Genomic DNA, 22,451 nt, shown 5'->3' on the forward strand with positions numbered 1-22,451 from the left:
AACAGGCTACCCGCCGACGGGCGGAACCACGTCGCCGGAGCCCTGTTCGTTTCCGCCGCCGTTGCCGCCGTCCGGCGTCGCCTGAACGATCAGCACCTCCATCTGGGGTGAACGGGGCGAGGGGCGCTCGTCTCCGCAGTACGCAACATATGATGCGGTGACCTGCTGCCCGGCGGTGCCGTCGTTGATCGTGATCTCCGCGGTGCGCTGGTTGGGGCCGAAACTCTGCTCGGCGTTGTTCGTGTCGCTGAAGACCGCGTTAGTCAGCTTGACCGAGTACGCCGAGAGCGCGGGCACGCCAGAAGGGCATTCGAAGTTGGTCCAGTTGAGCGTCACGGGTTCCCCCTCGACGGCGTCGCCGCTGAGGGTCGGTGCCGAGCCTGGTGCTGGAATCTCGACGGGGGCCGCGTACGTGGTGAGCGTGATCGTCGTGCCCTCGGGAACATTGCCCGTGTTGCTGACGCTCTGCACCCGGTTCTGCTGATCCGCAGAGGGGGCCGGGGTGTTCCCGGCCACGCACTCGCCGACAAGGCCGTTCTGCTCGAGGATCGCCACCGCATCCGGGCAGGCCATGCCGACCAGGTTCAGATCGCCCACATTGACTGTCGCCGCCGTGGGAGTGTCGGACGGCGTGGGCTCGTCAGAGGGCGTCTCCGACTGCGAGGTCGGCGGCGTGCTCGGGGTCTCGTCGCGGTCCTGCGGGTTGCCGAACAGTGCCCACAGCGTGCCGACCAGCACGAGCACCAGCAGCACGATCAGCGCGACCAGCGGCCAGGTCCAGGGGCTGCGCTTCTTCTTCTCGGTCTCTTCGCCTTCCGCGGCTCCCTCAGTGGGAAGCTGCGCCGTCGTCGGCATGATGCGCGTGGCATCGTCTGCACCCGTGAGCACCCGCGTGGCGTCGTCGAGCATGGCCGCACCGGCGGCCGCCGCGATGGCGGGAACGGCGATCGCGGCCGAGTTCAGATCGCCGCGGCGCAGCGCCTGCGCGGCCCTGGCGACGGTCGCGGCCGAAGACGGCCGGTCGGCGGGCTTCTTGGCGATCATCGCCATCACGAGGTTCTGCACCGGCTGCGGCACGGTCGCCGGCAGCGGAGGCGCCTGCTCGTTGATCTGCGCCATCGCGATCGCGACCTGCGACTCACCCGTGAACGGGCGCTTGCCGGCAAGGCTCTCGTACGCGACGATACCGAGCGAGTAGATGTCGGTCGCGGGCGACGCCGGGTGCCCCGACGCCTGCTCGGGCGACAGGTACTGCACTGTGCCCATGACCTGACCGGTGGCCGTCAGCGGCACCTGGTCGGCGATGCGTGCGATGCCGAAGTCGGTGATCTTGACGCGGCCGTCGGGGGTGATCAGCAGGTTTCCCGGCTTGATGTCGCGGTGCACCAGCCCGGCCGCGTGCGCGGCCTGCAACGCGGCTGCGGTCTGCGCGACGATGTCGAGCGTCTTGTCGGCGCTCAGCGCACCGTCACGCTCGAGGATCGTCGACAGCGCCTCACCGGGCACGAGCTCCATGACGAGGTAGGCCGAGCCGTTCTCCTCGCCGTAATCGAAGACGCTGGCGATGCCTTCGTGGTTGACCAGTGCGGCGTGACGGGCCTCGGCGCGGAAGCGCTCGAGGAACCCGGGGTCGCCCATGTACTCGTCTTTGAGGATCTTGATGGCGACGGTGCGGCCGATGACGTGATCCGTCGCCTCCCACACCTCGCCCATGCCGCCGATCGCGATACGCGACAGCAGCTCGTAGCGTCCTCCGAACGACACACCCTGCGTCGGCCTCATCTGCCCAGCACCGCCTCTATGACCTTCTTCGCAATCGGGGCGGCGAGCTCATTGCCCGTTCCCGACTGACCCTTTCCACCGCCGTCTTCGACGAGGACCGCCACTGCGACCTGCGGATCATCCGCGGGCGCAAAACCTGTGAACCACAGCGTGTACGGTGCGTCTTCACCGTTCTGCGCTGTGCCTGTTTTTCCGGCGACATCGACGCCATCTATTCTTGCACCCGTCGCGGCTCCCGACTCGACGCCCGCGACCATCACGGCAGTCAGCGCGGCGGCATCCTCGGCGTCGAGCACCTGATCGAACGCCTCGTCGGTGAACTGCTGGTGCACAGCGAAGTCGTCACCGATGACGGCATCCGCCATGCGCGGCTTCATGACCGTTCCCGCATTGCCGACCCCGGCCGAGACCATCGCCATCTGCAGCGGCGTCGCCGTGACCTGCCCCTGTCCGAATCCGGTGAGCGCCGTCTCGGGGTCGTTCAGTCCGCGCGGGTAGCTCGATTCGGTGACTTGCAGCGGGATCTCGAACTCGGTGTTGAACCCGAACCTCTCGGCGGTCTCGCGGATGGCCTCGTCGCCGAGCGCGACCGCCAACTGTGCCATGGGGATGTTGCAGCTCAGCTTGAGTGCCTCGGCGATGGTTGCGGTCTCCCCCGGGCCGCAGGTGCCACCCCACGCGTTCGAGATCTGCGTCGAGGTACCCGGCAGGGTGTAGCGCGCGGGGTTCGGGAGCGTCGACTCCATGGTCCAGTCACCGGATGCCAGTGCAGCGGCGACCACGACGACCTTGAACGTCGAGCCCGGCGGGTTGAGCTTGCCGGCGATTCCCCGGTTGTAGAGCGGCTTGGTCGGATCGGCGGCGAGTTCGTCGTGCGCGGCGTTCACCGCCGCGGGGTCGTGCGCTGCGAGCGTGTTCGTGTCGTACCCGGGGGTGGATGCCATCGCGAGCACGCGACCGGTGGCGGGCTCAATAGCGACGACGGCTCCCTGCAGCCCGTCCAGGGCCTCGTAGGCCGCGCGCTGCGCGCGGGCATCCAAGGTCAGCTCGACGCTGAGACCCTGTTGGGGCTGCCCTGACAGGATCCGCTCGATCTCGCTGAAGAACCGGTTCGACCCGGTGCCTGAGAGATCGGCGTTGAAGGCGCTCTCGATGCCGGTTGCCGAGTTCAGTGCGGGGTTGACGTATCCGGTGACCGGCGCCCACATCATCGGGTCGGTGTAGACCCGCTGGTACTGGTAGCGGTCATCCGACGGCACCGATGACGCGATCGCCGCCCCGTCGACGATGATCGATCCGCGCTGGATCTCGAAACTGTCCAGACGCGTGCGGGTGTTCGCCGGGTTCTGGGCGAGGTTGTCGGCGTCGACGACCTGGATCCAGCTCGTGGCCAGGAACAGCGACAGGAACATCGCCAGCACGACGAAGCTCAGGCGGCGCAGCTCTTTCGTCATCCGTTCACCACCTCTCTCATCCGATCACGACCCTGGGCTGACGACGCACGGCATCGCTGATGCGCAGCAGCAGCGCCACGATCAACCAGTTCGCCACGAGCGACGAGCCACCGGCAGCGAGGAACGGCGTCGTCAGACCCGTCAGCGGGATCACCCGGGTGACACCGCCGACCATGATGAACACCTGCAGCGCGATCGTGAATGACAGGCCGGTAGCGAGCAGTTTTCCGAAGTCGTCCTGGCCGGCCAGCCCGATGCGCAGGCCGCGGCTGACGAAGACCATGTAGAGGCACAGGATGGCGAACAGCCCGACGATGCCAAGCTCTTCGCCGAGACTCGGGATGATGTAGTCGCTGTGCGACAGGGGCGTGATGTGCGGCCGGCCCTGTCCCCAACCCGTGCCGATGAGCCCGCCGTGCGCGAGGCCGAAGATGCCCTCGACGAGCTGGTAGCTGCCGCCGTCGGCGGCGATCACGTCGGGGTTGAACGCGTCGAGCCAGTTCGTGAAGCGACCCTGCACGTAGGCAAGCACCCGGGTCGCGAAGAACACGCCGACGGCGACACCCGCAAGGCCGATCAGCACCCAGCTGGTCTTGCCGGTCGCAACGTACAGCATCGCGATGAACATGCCGAAGATCAGCATTCCGGTGCCGAGGTCGCGCTGGGTGACGATGATCAGCAGCGAGATCAGCCAGACCACCAGCACCGGCCCGAGCTCGCGCATGCGCGGCCAGGTGATGCCGAGGAACTTCTTGCCCACCGAGCTGAGGCTCTCGCGGGTGCGCACGAGGTAGCCGGCGAAGAAGATCGCCAGACAGATCTTTGCGAGCTCACCCGGCTGGAACGAGAACAGGCCACCGATCGATACCCACACATCGGCGTTCGCGCCCGTCGCGCCGAGCCCGGGGATGAACGGCAGGATCAGCAGCACGATGCCGGCCAGGCCCGAGATGTACGTGTACCGGTACAGCACCCGGTAATTGCGCAGCAGTACGACCAGGGCGATCGCCCCGGCGATCGAGATCGCGGTCCAGGCCAGCTGTTTGGTCGAGAACGCTTCCCAGCCGGTGTTGTTCTGGGCGATGTCGATGCGGTAGATCATCGCGATGCCCAGGCCGGTGAGCACCGTCGCGATCGGCAGCACGAACGGATCGGCATCGGATGCCACGAAGCGCAGCACGATGTGCAGCGCGAAGACCAGTACGGCCAGTCCGCCGCCGATCGCCAGGATCATCGGATCGACGACGCCTAGGGCGCCCAGCTGCACCAGGGTCAGGGCCGAGCCGGCGATCGCGATCGCGAACAGCAGCAGCCAGAACTCACGGTTGCGCTGCTTCTGCGGCATCCGAAGCTTCTTCAGCGCCTTCACGACGCTGGTGTCGGCACTCACGGCGGTCATGGTGTCGGCACCTCCGTGGGCAGGGGCGTCGCCGTCGGCGAGATCTCAGGAACCGGGGTCGCCTCGGGAACCGGGGCCAGCTCGCTGGCCCGCAGTCGCTCGGTGATCGCCAGCGCGTCGGTGTACGAACGGGCGTTGATCGTGCGCTCGACCGAGGCGCGCTGGTACGAGGGAAGATCGGCGAGCAGGATGCCGGTGTCGTGCACCTCGGTCGACAGCGAGATCGGGCCGAGGTTCTGCTGCACACCGCGGAAGATCACGACGCTGTCGTCATCGGCGCCGACGAAGTAGCGCGTCTGCGTCCAGTTGTACGCCAGCATCCCAGCGCCGACGAGCGCGGCGATCGCGAGGAACAGCGCCACCAGCCATGCCGCGCGTCGACGACGCGCGCGGCGGCGATCCTCTTCGATGATCTCCTCGAAGTAGTCGGAGTCGGGCTCGAAGTGGCTGGGCTCGTTGGCGGCCTGCCGCACCGGGTGCAGCCAGCTGCTGAGCGAGGGGCGCACGGTCGGCATCGGCAGATCCGACGGGGTGGACGCCGCTCCGACGATGGTGGGCGTGCCGGAAGAGAGCGGATGCGCGCCACCGACGTCGACGAGCACGACCGTGACGTTGTCGGGGGCGCCGCCGTCGAGCGCCTGCTTGAGCAGGTTGTCGGCCGTGCGGCCCGGGGCGAGGCCGAGCCCCATCGCCTTGGCGATGTGCTCGTCGTCGACGACACCGGACAGGCCGTCCGAGCACAGCAACCAGCGATCGCCCGGCCGAGTCGGCATGACGAACATGTCGAGGTCGGGCGCGATGTCCATGTCGCTGAGTACGCGCATCAGCACCGAACGGCGCGGGTGGTAGCGCGCTTCTTCGACGGTGATGCGCCCCGAGTCGACCAGGCGCTGGACGAACGTGTGGTCGGTGGTGATCTGGGTGAGCGCGTCGTCGCGATACAGGTAGATGCGCGAGTCGCCGATATGCCCGATCACGGCGTAGTCGTCGACCATCACGATGGCGCTGAGTGTGGTGCCGAGGCCGGCGAGCTCAGGGCGCTCCTTCGACGCGCGCACGAGGTCGGATGCCGCGCTGGTGGCCGCGGCCTGCAACGAAGCCTGGGCGTCGTCGGTGCTCGCGTAGGCCTGGTCGAGGCCCTCCATGCGGGCGATGGCCATGCTCGAGGCGACGTCGCCTCCGGCGTGCCCGCCCATGCCGTCGGCGACGACGAACAGGTTGGCGCCGGAGTAGCCGGAGTCCTGGTTGTTGGAGCGGACCTTCCCGGTGTGGGAGATCGCGGCGCTCGAGCCCTCGAAGACCATCGTGGTGCGCGCCCTTACGCTCGCAGCTCGAACGTTGTGGCGCCCACCTTGATGGGGGTGCCGAGGGCGACCTGCGTGGGGGTATCGCCGAGACGCTGGCCGGCGAGGAAGGTGCCGTTGGTCGAGCCGAGGTCCTGCAGGGTCCAGATGTCGCCCCGCTTCGAGAGGCGAGCGTGGTGGCTGGAGGTGTAGTCGTCTCGGATGACCAGGCCTGATTCGCTGGACCGGCCGATGGTCATCGAGTCAGCGGCGCCGAGGGGGACTTCGAGCCCCACCTTCGGTCCCGAGGTGATCACCAGCCGCGTCGCGACCTGCGCCGATGATGCGGTCGGGCGCGGTGCGGCGGCGCGCGCGGATGCCACGGGCGCCGCACCCGCTTCACCGGCCGGCATCTTGCGCACGCGCACGCCGAACAGGTCGGAACGCAGCGAGTACACGACGCCGAAGACGAAGAACCACAGCATCACCAGGAAGCCGATGCGCAGCACTAGCAGCATCAGTTCACTCATCGGGTGCCCTCCTTGCTCGTGAGCGGGACGACACGGAAGGTCAGCTCGGTGCGACCGATGGTGAAGGTCGCATCGGGCGTCAGGGCGGCTTCGCGCACCTTCTGCCCCTCGAGCTTGGTGCCGTTGGTGGAGCCCAGATCGCGCAGCAGGGCGCGTTCGCCGTCCCAGAGGATCTCTGCGTGGCGCCGGCTGGAGCCCGCGTCGGCGATGGTCAGGTCGGCGTCGCTGCCGCGCCCGATCACGGTGCGCGCGCCGGCGAGAGGATGCTGTCGCCCGTCGATCTCGACGACACCCTGCCAGCTGACGCGGCTCTCGACGGAGCTGGAGTTCACGCGGACGGTGCCGGTGGCGATGCGATCATCGGCTTCGATGGCGATCGAGAGCGGGCCGGCGAAACTGTATCCCTGCGTGCGGGCGTGCTTGGTCAGCAGAGCGTAGAGCTCGTCATGCAGTGCGCGGCCGAGGGATCGCATCCGCTCATCGTCTTCGGGGCTCAGGCGCACCAGGTAGTCGCTGGGGGTGATGATCCGATCGCGGCTGACGACCGCGGCCTTCGTGTCGGCCTCGCGACGCAGGGCGGAGGCGATCTCGACCGGCTGGATGCCGCTGCGGAAGGTCTTGGCGAAGGCGCCGTTGACGGCGCGTTCCAGACCCTTCTCAAAGCTGTCGAGTAGTCCCACGGGGTTCCTTTGGCATGCTGATCGGTCACGTCATCGTATCGGTGCGGCCTGAAAACGCGCCCCCGACGTTGCGCAGTAGTGAATCTCACCCGCCCGCGTCACGCCCTCCTCCCCGTGAGAAACCACTTCTCGTACGAGAAACCACCCCGCACGTGGTGTTTCAGACGGGAAGTGGTTTCTCACGGGGGTGACGGGGCGACGGGGTGACGGGGGGTGTTACGGGGGGTGTGCAAGAGCAGGGGGAGAACCGTGATATCTTTGGGAGGTTGGCTTCTACGGAAGACAACATGCGCGAGTGGCGGAATAGGTAGACGCGCTGGCTTCAGGTGCCAGTGCCTGCAAGGGCGTGGGGGTTCAAGTCCCCCCTCGCGCACCACGGGAAAGAGGCCCGGATCTCAGGATCCGGGCCTCTCGTGTTTCCGCGCACCAGTCGGCCCCGTAACCGCGCAGGCACTCTTACCCGGGCCTCCTAGGCTCGAAGCATGGAGTCTGTTGAGCAGTCCTCGCGGACGGGTACGTCCCGCGGCATCGTCGTTCTCGTCGCCGGCACGGCGCTCGCCCTGTGGATCGTGCTCGGCCGCTTCCTGTTCGGCGCCGGGGGTGAGCTCGTCACCGCGTACCTGATGATCGGCGTCGTGGTCATCGTGCTGCACATCTTCATCGCCCGGGCCATCGCACGTACGGCCGACCGCGGGTTCACACTGCGACCCTCGACGCGCGGCACTCTCATCGGCGCCTGGGCATGCGGCATCCTTCTCGGTCTCACGATCCCCGACATCACACCCGACGGACTGCAGACCATCATCAGCGGCACCCGCCAACCCGCCCTCGACGTCGCCGTCGGCGTCGCCAACCCGGCGGGGATCATCATGATCGCCCTCACCATCACCGCTCTTGTTCTCGCGAGTCAGGACGCCAACGGGCCGCGCCCCACCGAAGACGAGTACTGACCCCGAAAGTTCCGTCGCACGTCGGTGCTTGACGACCGCGCTGACGACCTACTATGACGGTATGTCCCGCACAGAGGGTCGAGCCGCCGGCTTCGGCGATGCGGACAGCGGAGTGCCCGGCGATCCGGGCAAACGTGCAGCCCGCCCGCTGCACGTGCGGCGCGGGCGGATCGTCGATTACGTCTACTTCGTGGTCGCCACTCTCGCCGCGGTCTGGCTGGCCTGGTTGCTCGCCCGCGAGAGCCTCAGCTGGGGCTGGTGGCTGTTCCTCTTCTTCGTGCTCTTCTGGGCGCTGCTCGCCTACCTGCTGCTGCCGAGGCTGCACAGCATCCTCACCCGCATCTACGTGCCCGGGTACTTCATCGGGCGGGCGCGGACGAGCGACGGACTGCTCGGCGACCCCATCAACCTCGCGATCCGTGGCAGCCAGGCGCAGCTTGAGTCAGCGATGGCGGATGCCGGATGGACGCGCGCCGACCCGGTCACCGCGCGCACCAGCATGCGTATCGTCACGTCGACGCTGACGAGACGCAGCTACGACGAGGCGCCGGTCAGCCCGCTGCTGCTGTTCGGGCGGGTACAGGACCTCGCTTACCAGCAGGAGGTCGAGGGAAACCCGGCCAAGCGTCACCACGTGCGCTTCTGGCGCTGCCCGGAAGGGTGGCGGCTGCCGGGCGGAGGCGAGGCCGATTGGCTGGGCGCGGGTACCTTCGACCGCGCCGTGGGCTTCTCGCTGTTCACGCTGCAGATCACTCACAAGATCGACCGCGATACCGATGTGGAGCGCGACCACATCGTCTCCACGCTCGCGACGGCGTGCCCCGATGCGCAGGTCGACGTCATCCGCGACTTCTCCACCGGGTACCACTCCCGCAATGGCGGTGGCGACACGATCACGACCGACGGCGATCTGCCCATCGTCGACCTGCGGAACGTGCCGGCGCGCCCGGAGTACGAGGCGGCCGGCGACGTGGTCGAGGAGGCCGCTGATCGACGTCCCGTCGCGATCACCCTCGGCGTGCTGCTGCTCGCGTTGCGGGCTGTCGCCGGGCTGCTGTTCATCGCCTCCATCGTCATCGGCTGGGATGCCTTCGTCGCCTCGCTGGTGGTCGATGTCGACGACGCCGACCTGGACGCTCAGGTCGTCGCGCAGACCGCCGCGATTGTCGTGATCCTGCTGGCCACGATCGGTGTGATCGCGCAGTTCGCACTCATCGGCCTGATCGATCGCGGCAGCAACTGGGCCCGCATCCTGGCGATGACGCTGAGTGTCATCTCGGTCGTCGTCTCGGCCATCGACTACTTCAACGGCGGTCCGCCGGTGAGCCTGCGCGCCAATCTGCTTGGGCTGCCGCTGGACATCCTCGTGCTGCTGGCGCTGTCGTCTGCCAGTGCCAGCGCGTGGACGCGGCGCATCCGCTACCTGCGTCTGCGTCGCGCGCACATGACAAGCCCGAAGGGGCATACCGCGCGCGACGCATAGATGCGCTCCGCTAACGCCGCAGCCCCGCCACCAGCTCGTCGACGATCTCGGTACGCTGCTCGATGCTCATCGGCTTGCCGGGCACACCCGGTCGACGCTGGTCGGGACGCGGTCCGTCGAGCGGTCGGTACTGCACACCGGCGGCGGCGAGTCGGCGCAGGTGCACGTCGAGGCGCTCCGCGAAGTCGTCGAACGATCCAGGCTCTCCCCCGAGCCACAACCGCTCGGCGATCGCCGAGAGCCGGGGGAACATCGCGAAGTCGACCCGGTCGCGGGTGGGCAGATGCTCGGTCCACACGTTGGCCTGGCCGCCAACCGCCCCGTCGGGGATGCGCAGCGTGTAGGCGCGTTCGATCGGGAGCGGTGGACCCACTCTGATCGGCTCATCGACGGTATCGGCCTGCGGGTAGTCGAGGTACGCCTCGAGATCGGGGCATCCGATCACCGGGATGCCACGGCGCAGCGCCTCAGCCATCGCAACCGGCCCGCGCCAGGCGAGCAGCCGCACACCGTCCGGCACATCGCCTTCGAGCACCTCATCCCAGGCGAGGGCGGTGCGTCCGCGCGCGCGCACGTGGGCGACGAACGCGCGCGTGAACCAGGGCTGCACCTCGTGCACGGACGTGAGACCCAGCTGCAGCATCCGCTCTTGGGCAGCCGCGCTGGCGGTCCACTCCTGCGTCGACACCTCGTCGCCGCCGATTCCAACCCACTCACAGTCAAATATGCCGCAGAGGGCATCGATTGCCGCGTAGCCGAAATCGAGCGCCGCCTGGGTGGGTGCGAGCGTGCGGTGGTTGATCCCGAAGCGCTCCCACGCGCTGGTCGCCGGTTCGGAGACGTCGGTATTGCCGAGCTCGGGGTACGCGGCCAGTGCGGCCTGCACGTGCCCGGGCAGCTCGACTTCGGGTACGAGCGTGACGAACCGCTCGGCCGCATAGGCGACCAGCCCACGCAGTTCGTCCGCGGTGTAGAAGCCCTCGTGTCGCCCGGGCTGCACGGTGGCCTGCGGGCCGTGGCCGAGCTGCGTCGCCTCGCGCACCGCACCGATCTCGGTCAATCGGGGGTAGCCGGGCACCTCGAACCGCCACCCCTGATCGTCGGTGAGATGCAGGTGCAGCACGTTCAGGTGGTGCGCGGCGAGCAGGTCGATCAGGCGGCGCACGTCGTCGACCGGACGGAAGTGCCGCGCCACGTCGAGCATCGCCCCGCGCCAACCGAAGGCCGGCGCTCCCGTCCACGTGCCCGCCGGCAGCTCGGAGCCCACGGGGCTCTCGGGCGTGCAGAGCTGGCGCAGGGTGACCGCACCGCGGAAGACCCCCTCGGGTGTCGCCCCGGCGACCTCGACGAGAGTCGGCGCGACGGTGATGCGGAATCCTTCGCGGTCGTCGCTGACGTCGTCGCTGACCCGCAGGGTGATCGACGGCCGCTGTGACGCATCGGAACCTTCGGCGCCGACCTGCAGCCAGTCGCCGAGCTGTCGGGCGATACCCGTCAGTTCGGCGTCCGCGACGATAGGTGTGTCGGCGCGCAGCGTGAACATTCCGCGATCGGAGTAGACCTCGTGCTGCACCGCGGGAACCGTCGCCAGGTAGGGGGGCAACGACGCCGGCAGCATCCGCCCCGGCTGGGAGCCGGTGAGAGCTCCGTCCGCGACGACCGGTACACCGGCGACGAGCACCTCGACGGGCGCAAGGTCGGTGCGCAGCCGCTCGGGTGCGAGCTCGGTGGGATCGAAGAGCACCAGGTCGGCGATGGCCCCGGCACGGATGACACCACGCGGCGCGTCGCCAAGGTCGAGCCCCAGACGCGCGGCCGGCTCTGCGGACACCAGGCGCACGGCATCTTCGAGCGAAAGGCCGCCGCGCGGAACCGCGGCACGCGCGTCGGAACCCTGCGCAGATCCGTGCGCAGATCCGCTCGCGGCGACGTTCATCACGCTGGCGGCATGTACGCCCGACACGGTGGTCACTCCCACCAGCGGTGACCCACCGGCGGCATCCTCAGCAATCAGGCCCGGCGCCAGCACGAGAGCGGTGCCGTCGATCTCGACGGTGCCGGGCGGCACGTCGAACGCATCCGTGGCATCCGTCCGAGAGATGGCGGCCACGCGCGCACCCTCGACCGCGACGTCGGCGACGTAGCGCTCGGCACCCGTGCCGTCGACCACCGAGACGCCGCGGTACACGCGCACGCGCCCCTCACTTGCCAGTCGTTCGCTCAGCAGCATCCCGTCACCTCCCCCATCGGAACATCGGTCGAGATCGGATGCGGGACGACGGAAGGCACGAAGCGCTCCCCCTTCTCGGTGCTGTGCGCCCGCCCGGTGGGCGGAGTTCGCTCCGCCCACCCTAGCGGGAGCCGCGGGGCTCAGTTCTGCTGGTAGGCGATGGCGCGCATCATGCCCGATTCGCCGTGATAGACGTTGTGGCAGTGGGTCATCCATCGCCCCGGGTTGTCGGCATCGAACTCGACGCGCAGCCGCTGCCCGGGCAGCACGATCGAGGTGTCTTTGCGGGGTCCGCCACCGCTGTGCTGGTACGTGTGACCGTGAAGGTGCATCGGATGCCACATCATCGTCGTGTTGACGAACTCGAGGGCGACCCGCTCGCCAGCCGCGACGCCGATCGCATCGCGCATGGGCTGCTCCATGTCCATGCGACGGCCGTTGATCCCCCAGTTGTAGCTCATCATCCCGCCGGTGAGTCGAAGCTCGATCGTACGGTCGACGGCGCGCTCGGCAAGCCGAACGGCTTCAACGGCCCGCAGATCTGCCGCGGTCGCCGGTGGACGGGTGCGCGGCAGGCGGTCTTCGGCGCTCGGCACGGCCCCGGCTCCTGTGCGCAGGACAGCACGCGCCTGCTGTCCTTTGCCGAGCGCCTCGGCGATCACCGCGAACGCGCCGTCGGCGGCTGTGATCACGGCGTCGTAGCGTTCGCCCATGCCGAGCACGACGCTTTCGGCCGTGAACGGCTCGATGGGGAATCCATCGGTGTGGGTGAGGGTGAGCGGATGCCCGACGATGCCGAATCGGAAGGCGGTGTCGCCGCCGGTGTTGATGACGCGCAGGCGGATGCGCTGCCCCGGCGTCGCCGTGAACGTCTCGGGATCCTGGGGACCGCGTCCGTTGATCAGGTAGAGGGGGTAGTAGACGTCTCCGGCGTCCCCGCCGAGCAGATCCGATCCGGCGCCCATGAGCATGTGCCCCTGCCGCTGCGGCTCGTCGTCATCGTCGTCTACGCCGCCGTGACCCATCGCGCCGTGATCCATCCCCGCGCCCATACCCTGCGAGAGCTCGGCCAGCACCTCGTCGGGTGTGGACGTAACGCCGTCGAGCCAGTCATCGAGCACGATGATCCACTCGTGGTCGTAGTCACCGGGCTCGGCCGGGTCATCGATGATCAGAGGCGCATACAGGCCCCGATCGAACTGGGTCCCCGAGTGCGGGTGGAACCAGTACGTGCCCGGGTGTGAGAGGGCGAAATCGTAGGTGAACGTGTCGCCTGGGGCGATCGGCTGCTGGGTGAGGTGCGGCACACCGTCCATGTCGTTACGCAGCGCGAGACCGTGCCAGTGCGCGGTCGTCGAATCGGGCAGGTCGTTGGTCAGCGTCACCTGCAGGCGATCGCCGACCGTGGCGCGGATCGGCTCGGTGGCCGAGGCGCCCCGGTAGGCCCAGGTGTCAGCCGTGGTGCCCCCGAGGTCGAGGGTCATCGGGGTCGCGGTGAGTGTGCGGCGCACGACGGTGCCGGTGACGCGCCGCGCGGCCTCGGCTTCGGTCACGGGAGCGCCGGTGGGAGGGATGAACGCGGATGCCGTCGGGCGCGGCGTGCATGCGGCGAGGCCGGCCGTGGCCAGGGTGAGAGCACCCAATGCGAGGAAGTGTCTGCGGTCGAGTGGGGAAGCCATGACAAGGATCTTTCGTGTCGGTGAGAGAGTGACGAGCGCACGGGGCGAGCCCGCGCAGGCTCGACTCACGTGCGACTGATCGAGAGTTCTTGCGGTGACAGTGCGGTGCGGCGGGGCGCGGAATGCGCGACGGCGTCTGCGGTGATGGTGTGCGGTGAGAGTCGCGGCACCGCGGACAGGGGCGGGTCGACCGCGGTCGGCGCGGCGGGACCTGCCGGTGCCGACAGGCACGGCGTGCCCTCATCGCCGTCGTCTGTCGGGCACGGCATCGGCGTGTGCGCCGCGTCTTCGGGCGCGTGCTCGACCGAGGCGGTGCTCGAGATGGAACCGGAGGGGTGCGTCGGTGCGGCGCCCGCCAGTGAGTGCATCGACAACAGCCCCGCGGCTACGAGGAGGGCGAGCACGACTGCCAGGGCACCGCGCGGTGCCCTGATGCGGATTCGGACAGGAGCCCTCACGCCGCAGAGCATACCCCTCGGGGGTATGAATCGGCTCCCAATCGCAGCCCACGCGACATCCCCCAAAAGGTGGAGGCCGGATTCGACCGGTCGCCCGATGATTCCGGCGGCCGATCGGAGTGGAATCGTTGACATGCCGTCCTCTTCGTATCGCCCCCGCTTCTCCGACCGGCTCACGTCGCGTCGCGGCGCTTGGCTCGCGCTCGGTCTTGCCCTGCTCGTGCTGACGCTCCTATTCGGCGCGTTCAGCGGCGCGACAGCGCCGTCCGGCAACGCGCAGGCGCCGCAGGACTCGGAGTCGGCGCATGCCGCCGACCTGATGGCGCAGTTCCCGAACGCGGACCGCCAGTCGGTGCTGGTCGTCGCGTCGCGGGACGACGGTGCAGAGCTGTCGGATGCTGATATCGCCGACCTCGAGGCCGTGCTGCCGGCGCTCGACGAGCACACCGAGGCACCATCGTCGGGTCCGATGATCAGCGACGACGGTCATGCCGCACTGCTGGTTGCGCCGATCGCGGTGGGCGAGAGCAACACCGAGAACGCGACGACCATTGAGGCGCTGCGCGATAGCATCCGCGAACATTCCCCGACGGGCATGAGTCTTCTCGTCACCGGCGGACCCGCATTCGGCGCCGACATCGCCGCGGCGTTCGACGGCGCCAACATCACCCTGCTGCTGGTGACCGTGCTGATCGTCGCGGTGCTGTTGATCATCACCTATCGCTCGCCGGTGCTGTGGCTCGTGCCCCTCATCGTCATCGCGCTCGCCGACGGCCTCGCCGGCCGGGTCACCGCCGCTGCCGCGTCGTTGTGGGACTTGCAGTTCGACGCCGGCATCGTCAGCGTGCTGGTGTTCGGCGCTGGAACCAACTACGCCCTGCTGTTGATCTCGCGCTATCGCGAAGAGCTGCTCACCGCTGATGATCATCGCCGGGCCCTCAGCGTGGCCTGGCGCCGGACGGCGCCGGCCATCCTGGCATCCAATGTCACGGTCGTGCTCGCCTTGCTCACGCTCGTGCTCGCGGTCATCCCGGGAACGCACGGGCTGGGCATCACCTCGGCGATCGGTCTGCTCATCGCACTGGCCGCCGTGTTGCTGGTGCTGCCGCCGGCGCTCGCGATCTGCGGACGAGGCGTGTTCTGGCCCTTCGTCCCCCGGCCCGGGGTCGAACGCTCTCAGGGACGCGCGTGGCGTTCGGTGGCGACGCACGTCGTGCGTCGGCCGGCCCGCAGCCTGCTGGCGGGTCTGGCACTGCTCGCCGTGATGTCGGCAGGGCTGTGGGGCATCAGCGTCGGGCTGGACCAGATCGAGAAGTTCCGTGTGCAGTCGGAGTCGGCCGCGGGTCTCGAGGTCGTCTCAGCCCACTTCGCCGGAGGTGAGGCGCAACCGATCTGGGTGGTCGCCGATGCCGAGCAGGCCGATGACGTCGTCGATGTCGCGGCCGCCGTGCCGGGTGTCGTGCGCGCGCATCCGGTCGCATCGACTGAGGATGCCACCCTGACCAAGATCATGGTGACGAGCCAGTACGCGCCGAGCACGCCACAGAGCCTCGAGCAGATCGGTGAGCTGCGCGCGGCGGTGCACGCCGTGCCGGGAGCGGATGCAGTCGTGGGCGGCGCTGTCGCCACCGATGTCGATGCCCGCGCCGGCAACACACAGGATCTGTGGGTCATCGCTCCCCTGGTGCTGGTCGTCAGTCTCATCGTGCTGCTGGTCTTGCTGCGCGCGGTGATGGCTCCTCTGCTGCTCATCGCGGTGAACGTGGCCAGTGCCCTCGCAGCGATCGGCGCGGGCGCCTGGCTGAGCCGCGTTCTGTTCGATCAGCAGTCGCTCGACCTGCAGGTGCCGCTGCTGTCGTTCCTCTTCCTGGTCGCCCTGGGTATCGACTACACGATCTTCTTGGTGCACCGGGCGCGTTCCGAGAGCGCGAGCCGGGGTACCAGGCAGGGCATGATCGAGGCCGTCACGCATACCGGTGGCGTCATCACCAGTGCGGGTATCGTGCTCGCCGCCGTGTTCGCCGCGCTCGGTGTGCTTCCGTTAGTCACTCTGGGGCAGCTCGGTCTCATCGTCGGTGTCGGTGTGGTGGTCGACACGCTCGTCGTGCGCACCGTGATCATCCCGGCGCTGTTCAGCGCACTCGGCGACCGCATCTGGTGGCCGGGGGCGCGACCAGCCGGCGCATCCCGCACCATCGCGGTGTCCGCAGACTCCGCCTCGGCGCCTGCGGAACGGCTCGATGGAGAGGCAGAATCGACCCATGAGCGTCGTGAGCGCATCGCTGAACCGTCCTGACCCGCCCGGTGCAACGCACACCGCCGCACCGGGCACGGGTGCGGCGGTGCGGGCGATGGAGATCGGTCAGTACCTGATGGTGCTGCTGCTGACGGTCATCGGCGTCGTGCGGGCGGTCGGCGACGGAGTTGCGGTAGCGGTGGCGATCATCACGGGCGCCGCGATCATCGTCTGGCACGTCGCCGGGGCTGTTCTGCTCGCACGGGCACCGTCGCGGGCGCTGTCGGTCGGGTGGCTGCTGGGCCTTGCCGCCGTGTGGGTGGGGGCCGTGGCGGTGTCCGCCGAGTTCGTCTGGCTGGCGTTCCTGCTGTGGCTGCTGGCCGGTCACCTGCTCTCGTTGCGGTGGGGTCTCGTGTTCTCGGGCGTGGTCCTGTCCGTCGTCGTCGTCGCGCCGATCCTGCACCACGGCACCACGACCTACGCCACCGTCTTCGGTCCGCTGATCGGTGGGGTGTTCGCGTTCGGGATCTCTCGGGGCTATCTGCAGCTGCTCAAGGACGCCGCCGAGCGCGAGCGCCTGGTCGCCTCGCTCACCCGAGCCCAGCACGAGATGGCCGAACTGCAGGACGAGCTCGCCGACGCACAGCGCACGTCGGGGGCGATCGCCGAGCGCACCCGCATCTCGCGCGATATCCATGACACCGTCGCTCAAGAGATCTCGTCGATTCGACTACTCGCCCACGCGGCGATGGAACGCAGCGACGATCCGGACGCGATCCGCGCTCTCGCGCAGATCGAACAGCTCGCCGGCGAGAGCCAGTCCGACATCCGCCGTATCGTCGAGGCGCTCGCGCCCGCCGAACTCGATGACGACGCGCTCGCTGCTGCGCTGCGGCGGATGCTGGATCGCATGCACGCCGAGACCGGCCTGCAGACGGATCTGCACGTGGACGACACGCTTCCGGTGCTGCCGACTGAGGCCGAGGTGGCGCTGTTGCGGGTCGCGCAGTCGGGGCTGGCCAACGTGCGGCTGCATTCGCACGCGACCCGGGTGGTGATGAGCCTGATCGACGCCGAAGATGCCGTGCGCCTGGACATCATCGACGATGGCACCGGCTTTGATCTCGTCGCGTGGGAGGCGGATGCTGACGCCGGGGCATCCAGCTACGGACTGCGATTCATGCGCGCCCGCTTGCGCGAGCTGGGCGGAGGGCTCGACATCGAGAGCACGCCCGGAGAGGGCACCGCGATCTCGGCGCACCTGCCCGTATCGACCTCGACGCGCAATCATGAGAGTCGAAGCCAGGAGGAGATCCCATGACGATCACCGTGCTCCTCGTCGACGACCACCCGGTCGTCCGCAGTGGCCTGCGCGCCGTGCTCGACGGCGACGCGTTGCGCGTCGTCGGTGAGGCTGCGACCGGGGAAGAAGCCGTGACGCTGGCGACGACGCTGACGCCCGATGTCGTCCTGTGCGATCTGCGCCTGGGCGCAGGGATGGACGGCATCCGCACCACCGTCGCGCTGCGCGCGCTCTCCCCCGCCCCTGTCGTGGTCATCCTCACCACGTTCGAGCGCGATGCCGAGATCCTCGGCGCGATCGAGGCGGGAGCCGCCGGGTATCTGCTCAAGGACGCCGCCCCCGAGGACATCGCCGAGGGCATCCGCCGCGCCGCCGCCGGAGAGACCGTGCTCTCCCCCGCGTTGGCGGGCCGCGTGCTGCGCGGCATGCGCAACCCGCTCCCGCGGCTCACCGACCGTGAGATCGAGGTGCTGCGCCAGCTCGCCCAGGGGGCGGCGAACAAAGAGATCGCGCGTGAGCTCTTCGTCACCGAGGCGACGGTGAAGAGTCATCTCGCGCACATCTTCACCAAGCTCGGCGTCGACAGTCGTTCGCGGGCCGTGCACGTGGCACGCGAGACGGGGTTGATCTGAGCATGAGTGTTGATCTGAGCATGAGTGACGCACCCACACGGCGGGAATGGGTCGGCCTCGGCGTACTCGCTGTCGGCCTCGGGCTGATCGTGCTCGACGGCACGATCGTCGGTGTCGCCCTGCCGGCGATGATCAGCGACCTGGGCCTCGCCCTCACCGACGCGCAGTGGGTCAACAGCCTGTACGCCGTCGTGCTGGCTGCGCTGCTGCTGTCGACCGGCAAGCTCGCCGACCGCTGGGGCCGCAAACGGCTCTTCCTGGCCGGACTCGCCATCTTCATGGGGGGCAGTCTGCTCGCGGCGCTGTCGACCTCGGCCGGCCCGTTGATCGGCGCGCGGGCGGTGCAGGCCATCGGGGCCGCGCTGATCATGCCGTCGACGCTGTCGACCGTCAACGCGGTCTTCCGCGGCAGGTACCGCGCCGCGGCCTTCGGCGTCTGGGGCGCTGTCATCTCGGGCGCCGCGGCGATCGGGCCGCTCGCCGGCGGTGCACTGACCCAGTGGACGACGTGGCACTGGATCTTCTTGGTGAACCTGCCGCTGGCCGCGATCGTCTTCATCGCGGCCGTGTTCGCGGTTCCCGAGACGCGTGGCGGGACACCGCGACCGGGTGCCGATGTCGACGGCGCACTGCTGAGCGGAATCGGCTTCGGTGCCCTCGTGTTCGCGGTGATCGAGGGCCCGCAACTGGGGTGGTGGACGCCGCGGGGTGAGTTCACGCTCTTCGGATGGCGCTGGCCGTCGGATGCGCCGGTCTCGATCGTTCCGATCGCGCTCGCTGTCGCGGTGGTCGCGCTGACGCTGTTCGTGATCTGGGAACGGCACCGTGAGCGTGTGCGACGGTCGGCGCTACTCGATCTGCGACTGTTCACGTTCGCGACCTTCTCGTGGGGCAATGTCACCGCCGCCATGGTGGCGATCGGTGAGTTCGCGCTGCTGTTCGTGCTGCCGCTGTACCTGATCAACGCTGTGGGCCTCGATGTGATGGGGGCAGGTATCGTCCTGGCGGCCATGGCGCTCGGGGCCTTCCTCTCGGGAGCGGCCGCGCGCCACCTCGCCGTGCGGTTCGGCGCCCCGGGGGTGGTGCTGATCGGCCTGGGACTGGAGGTCACCGGCATCCTGGTGCTCGCTGTCGTGATCCATTCCGACACCGCCGGGTGGGCGATCGCGCTGCCCTTGGTCGCCTACGGACTCGGGCTGGGTCTCGCCTCGGCGCAGCTGACCGGAACGGTGCTGCGCGACATCCCCGTCGGAGTGTCGGGGCAGGCCTCTGCGACGCAGAGCACCGTGCGGCAGATCGGCTCGGCGCTCGGTACGGCGTTCTCGGGCGCCGCACTCGCGACCGCGCTGGCGCTCACGCTGCCCGCGTCGCTGAGCGCCGCCGGCATCGGTGGCGCAGAGGCGGAACGGCTCGCGGATGCCACGCGGGAGTCGGCCGGGACCACGATCGCGCAGCTGCGCGCGCAGGGCGACGCCGGTCCGCTCGGCGAGCGGACGTCGAGCGCTGTCGAGGCGCTGGCGAGCGGATTCGCGGATGCCACACGCTGGTCGATGCTGTTCGCGGCGATGTTCCTGGTGCTCGGCCTGATCGGTGCGCTGCGGCTGCGCGCCGCCGCACGGCGGTCGGAAGAGGGTTCCGCGGCCGCACTGGATGCTCGTCATGCGGCGGATGCCCGTCGTATGCCCGACGCGGAGATCCCCCCGGGCGCCTAGGCATCCGGAGGGATCGTCTTCCGCGCTGCGGCGGGTGCAGGCGGCCTACTTGTTGAAGGCGTCCTTGATGTCATCGCCGACCTTCTTGGCATCCGCCTTGGCCTGGTCGAGCTTTCCCTCGGCCTTGAGCTTGTCATTGTCGGTCGCGTCGCCGATGCTCTCCTTCGCCTTGCCGACGAGCTTCTCGGCGTTGTGCTTGGCGTCGTCCATGGCTCCCATGTCGGGCTCCCTTCATCGTGGGCGGGGTCGCCGCCCGGCGTGATCTGACGTCGTCAGCGTCTCATCGGTGAGACGGGTGCTCAACGGGATTGACACACAGAGAGGTGCGCGTTAGGCGGGGTGCTCCTGCGCGGCTCGGAGGGAGACCGTTGCGGTACATCTCCCCCCGAGCCTGCAGCAACCCCATGTGGTCCTTCACGGGAGGGAGCGGAGTCCGTTGGCTCCGCGGGTTCCCTCCCTCAATGTGAAGGAGCATGCCCTGTCGTTCTCGCCGATCCCCGTCAGCGAAGGAAACTCCCCAGTATCCGAAGATCAGTGCATGCGGCTTGGTCTCTTCCCCAGTAGCGCCCCCAGAGAGCGTGGGATATCAACCGCGATCATCCTCTCACCGATCCGCCGATTTGTCCCCCTTTTGGGGGACAAATTTCGTCGAAACTGTGTATGCTGATCTCGACGCACCCTCCGGTCGTCTTCGGCCCTCATCGCTCCCCCCGCGATGAGGGCCATCACTTTTCTTGGGACGTGCGTCACCGTTTCGGACGTGTGCGGCGTCGAATCCGGATGCAACGTTTAGGTCACCATCTGCTGAGTGCTGTTGTCGGGCGGGTCGCCTGGGATAGCGTTAGCGCAGTCGGTGCATCCTGCGTCGGCATAGCAACAAGCAGAACGGCAGTAAATGAGCACCCAGGGCACGGTCAAGTGGTTCAACTCGGAGAAGGGCTTCGGCTTCATCTCCCCCGACGACGGAGGCGCCGACGTTTTCGCGCACTACTCCGCCATCCAGTCTTCCGGCTACCGCTCGCTCGACGAGAACCAGCGCGTTGAGTTCGATGTGGCGCAGGGCCCCAAGGGCCTGCAGGCTGAGAACATCCGCCCTCTCTGAGGCGTGATCGAACTCCCCGGCGGACGCTGACCCAGCATCCGCCGGGGAGTTCTGTGTTTTCGGAACGCTACCCCAGCAGCAGGGGCCGCAGATCGGCGGCGGTCGCGGCGGTCGCGATCGCGCCTTCCGCTTCGGCAGCGTCGCCGAAGCCCCATGCTGAGAAGATCACCGGGATGCCGTGTTCGGCGGCTCCGTCGATATCGTGATGGCGGTCGCCGATCAGTACGGGCCGAGAGACGTCCACCCCGGCCGCCGAGAGACGCTCCAGCGCCTGCGTGATGACGAATGCCTTGCCGTCATCGTTGCCGACCTGGCCGACCCGAGCTCCGGAGATCGCGGTGAACAACGGCGTCAGGTTGTAGTGGTCCAGGATCGCGCGCACCTGGTTCTCGGGCTTGGTGCTGGCCGTCGCCTGCGGAATGCCCGCCGCATGCACCGCGTGCAGCACGTCTTCGACGCCCGGATAGATGTCGACGGATGCCGCGTAGCCGTCGGCTGCGGCCAGGGCGCGGTACCGCTTGACGGCCTCCTCGGCCTGTTCGCGGTCCATGCCGGCCAGTCGCTGGAACGATTCCAGCATCGGCGGGCCGATCCAGAGCGCCAGGGCCGCGGGGTCGGGCTGCGGACGGTCATAGGAGTCCAACACCAGACGCAGACGCGGAAGAATGCCGGCAGAGGCGTCGGCGATCGTGCCGTCGACGTCCCAGAGGATGCAGGTGTAGGGCGAGGTGGACATGAGCCCCACTCTAGGCGGCGGCCCTATGAGCGACGCCGCCGGCCCGTGACGGCGGGCTGTGGCTCAGAACAGCCGGGGGACTCCCGACTCGATGCCCTTCATGTCCTCGTAGTCGAGTACGACGCAGCGGATGCCGCGATCCTCGGCGAGCACTCGGGCCTGCGGCTTGATCTCCTGAGCGGCGAAGACGCCGGTGACCGGGGCGAGATGCGGGTCGCGACCGAGCAGTTCGAGATAACGGGTGAGCTGCTCGACGCCGTCGATGTCGCCACGCCGCTTCACCTCGACCGCGATCGCGGCGCCGTGGGCATCGCGCACCATCAGGTCGACCGGGCCGATCGCCGTCGGGTACTCGCGGCGCACCAGCGTGGCGCCTTCGCTGATGAGGTCGACCTGCTCGGCGAGCAGTCGCTGCAGGTCGGCCTCGACACCGTCCTTCTGCAGTCCGGGATCGATGCCGAGGTCGTGCGCGGAGTCGTGCAGGATCTCGTAGATCTGCACGCGGAGCGCATCACCGGTCTTCTTGTGCGTGACGCGCCACACCTCGACGACACCTGCGCCGGCCTCTTCGTCGCCGGGTTCCTCGGATGCCAGTGAGCAGGGCGGACTCATCCAGTTCAGCGGCTTGTAGCTGCCGCCGTCGGAGTGCACGAGCAGGCTGCCGTCGCCCTTGTGCACCAGCAGGCGCGTGGCCAGGGGCAGGTGGGCATTGAGGCGACCGGAGTAGTCGACGGAGCAACGGGCGATGACGAGACGCACCCGAAGAGCCTACCCGCCGGTCAGGCGTTCGGGTGCGTCGTCG

At 68.7% G+C, this 22,451-nt stretch carries 19 protein-coding genes and 1 tRNA gene; 8 read left to right on the top strand and 12 right to left on the bottom strand.

Annotated elements, in window-relative coordinates; translation table 11 throughout:
- Positions 1-6: 6 nt before the first annotated feature.
- The 6 genes from JF543_RS01945 to JF543_RS01970 are packed head-to-tail and all read right to left on the bottom strand — an operon-like array spanning position 7 to position 7,128.
- Positions 7-1,782, bottom strand: coding sequence for a serine/threonine-protein kinase (locus tag JF543_RS01945; RefSeq protein ID WP_206822575.1), 1,776 nt, complete (start codon positions 1,780-1,782; stop codon positions 7-9).
- A complete protein-coding gene (locus JF543_RS01950) occupies positions 1,779-3,236 on the bottom strand; it encodes a peptidoglycan D,D-transpeptidase FtsI family protein (protein WP_206822576.1) in 1,458 nt (485 codons plus the stop codon). The genes JF543_RS01945 and JF543_RS01950 overlap by 4 nt, the downstream gene beginning before the upstream one ends.
- Positions 3,237-3,252: 16 nt before the next feature.
- Positions 3,253-4,635, bottom strand: a complete 1,383-nt coding sequence (locus JF543_RS01955) for an FtsW/RodA/SpoVE family cell cycle protein (RefSeq protein WP_179409538.1) — start codon at positions 4,633-4,635, stop codon at positions 3,253-3,255.
- Positions 4,632-5,939 carry a PP2C family protein-serine/threonine phosphatase gene (locus JF543_RS01960; protein ID WP_206821385.1) on the bottom strand — a complete coding sequence of 436 codons (1,308 nt, stop codon included), beginning with the start codon at positions 5,937-5,939 and terminating at the stop codon, positions 4,632-4,634. Before JF543_RS01960 ends, JF543_RS01955 begins: the two co-directional genes overlap by 4 nt.
- A gap of 14 nt (positions 5,940-5,953) precedes the next feature.
- The gene (locus tag JF543_RS01965; protein ID WP_206821384.1) at positions 5,954-6,448 is read right to left on the bottom strand and encodes an FHA domain-containing protein FhaB/FipA; all 495 of its coding nucleotides are present in this window, start codon (positions 6,446-6,448) and stop codon (positions 5,954-5,956) included.
- Positions 6,445-7,128, bottom strand: coding sequence for an FhaA domain-containing protein (locus JF543_RS01970; RefSeq protein ID WP_179409535.1), 684 nt, complete (start codon positions 7,126-7,128; stop codon positions 6,445-6,447). The genes JF543_RS01965 and JF543_RS01970 overlap by 4 nt, the downstream gene beginning before the upstream one ends.
- Positions 7,129-7,417: 289 nt before the next feature.
- Between JF543_RS01970 and JF543_RS01975 the strand changes: the two genes are divergently transcribed.
- The 3 genes from JF543_RS01975 to JF543_RS01985 all read left to right on the top strand — a co-directional run bounded on the left by JF543_RS01975 (position 7,418) and on the right by JF543_RS01985 (position 9,561).
- A tRNA-Leu gene (locus tag JF543_RS01975) sits at positions 7,418-7,504 on the top strand.
- A 106-nt stretch (positions 7,505-7,610) separates the two neighbouring features.
- A complete protein-coding gene (locus JF543_RS01980) occupies positions 7,611-8,078 on the top strand; it encodes a hypothetical protein (RefSeq protein WP_206550858.1) in 468 nt (155 codons plus the stop codon).
- 61 nt (positions 8,079-8,139) lie between these two features.
- Entirely contained in the window at positions 8,140-9,561 is a 1,422-nt protein-coding gene (locus tag JF543_RS01985; RefSeq protein ID WP_206822577.1) for an LssY C-terminal domain-containing protein, read from the top strand.
- Between the two features lie 10 nt (positions 9,562-9,571).
- Here JF543_RS01985 and JF543_RS01990 read toward each other — a convergent pair whose 3' ends face one another.
- The 3 genes from JF543_RS01990 to JF543_RS02000 form a co-directional block, all read right to left on the bottom strand.
- On the bottom strand, positions 9,572-11,791 hold the full coding sequence (locus tag JF543_RS01990) for a beta-N-acetylhexosaminidase (protein WP_242519370.1): 2,220 nt from the start codon (positions 11,789-11,791) through the stop codon (positions 9,572-9,574).
- Between the two features lie 140 nt (positions 11,792-11,931).
- Positions 11,932-13,470: a multicopper oxidase family protein gene (locus JF543_RS01995; RefSeq protein ID WP_206822579.1), complete on the bottom strand. Its 1,539-nt coding sequence runs from the start codon at positions 13,468-13,470 to the stop codon at positions 11,932-11,934.
- A 65-nt stretch (positions 13,471-13,535) separates the two neighbouring features.
- Positions 13,536-13,928 carry a hypothetical protein gene (locus JF543_RS02000; RefSeq protein ID WP_206822580.1) on the bottom strand — a complete coding sequence of 131 codons (393 nt, stop codon included), beginning with the start codon at positions 13,926-13,928 and terminating at the stop codon, positions 13,536-13,538.
- 133 nt (positions 13,929-14,061) lie between these two features.
- Between JF543_RS02000 and JF543_RS02005 the strand changes: the two genes are divergently transcribed.
- The 4 genes from JF543_RS02005 to JF543_RS02020 are packed head-to-tail and all read left to right on the top strand — an operon-like array spanning position 14,062 to position 19,811.
- The gene (locus JF543_RS02005) at positions 14,062-16,224 is read left to right on the top strand and encodes an MMPL family transporter (protein WP_206822581.1); all 2,163 of its coding nucleotides are present in this window, start codon (positions 14,062-14,064) and stop codon (positions 16,222-16,224) included.
- Positions 16,190-17,485 (top strand): sensor histidine kinase, encoded by a 1,296-nt coding sequence (locus JF543_RS02010; RefSeq protein ID WP_206822582.1) that lies wholly within the window; start codon positions 16,190-16,192, stop codon positions 17,483-17,485. The genes JF543_RS02005 and JF543_RS02010 overlap by 35 nt, the downstream gene beginning before the upstream one ends.
- The gene (locus JF543_RS02015) at positions 17,482-18,099 is read left to right on the top strand and encodes a response regulator (protein WP_206821376.1); all 618 of its coding nucleotides are present in this window, start codon (positions 17,482-17,484) and stop codon (positions 18,097-18,099) included. Before JF543_RS02010 ends, JF543_RS02015 begins: the two co-directional genes overlap by 4 nt.
- A 2-nt stretch (positions 18,100-18,101) precedes the next feature.
- Positions 18,102-19,811, top strand: a complete 1,710-nt coding sequence (locus JF543_RS02020) for an MFS transporter (protein WP_206822583.1) — start codon at positions 18,102-18,104, stop codon at positions 19,809-19,811.
- 45 nt (positions 19,812-19,856) lie between these two features.
- Here the strand turns inward: JF543_RS02020 and JF543_RS02025 are convergent, their stop codons facing one another.
- Positions 19,857-20,030, bottom strand: a complete 174-nt coding sequence (locus JF543_RS02025; RefSeq protein ID WP_179409525.1) for a CsbD family protein — start codon at positions 20,028-20,030, stop codon at positions 19,857-19,859.
- A 676-nt stretch (positions 20,031-20,706) separates the two neighbouring features.
- On the opposite strand from JF543_RS02025, the gene JF543_RS02030 reads away from it, so the two are divergent.
- Entirely contained in the window at positions 20,707-20,913 is a 207-nt protein-coding gene (locus JF543_RS02030) for a cold-shock protein (RefSeq protein WP_136034351.1), read from the top strand.
- Between the two features lie 67 nt (positions 20,914-20,980).
- Here the strand turns inward: JF543_RS02030 and JF543_RS02035 are convergent, their stop codons facing one another.
- Together JF543_RS02035 and nucS are read right to left on the bottom strand one after the other, a co-directional pair.
- Positions 20,981-21,649, bottom strand: coding sequence for an HAD hydrolase-like protein (locus JF543_RS02035; RefSeq protein WP_206821375.1), 669 nt, complete (start codon positions 21,647-21,649; stop codon positions 20,981-20,983).
- 63 nt (positions 21,650-21,712) lie between these two features.
- Positions 21,713-22,408: an endonuclease NucS gene (nucS, locus tag JF543_RS02040; protein WP_179409523.1), complete on the bottom strand. Its 696-nt coding sequence runs from the start codon at positions 22,406-22,408 to the stop codon at positions 21,713-21,715.
- Positions 22,409-22,451: the final 43 nt, after the last annotated feature.

The organism is Microbacterium esteraromaticum (assembly GCF_017303215.1).
GTDB classification, from domain to species: Bacteria; Actinomycetota; Actinomycetes; order Actinomycetales; family Microbacteriaceae; genus Microbacterium; species Microbacterium esteraromaticum_C.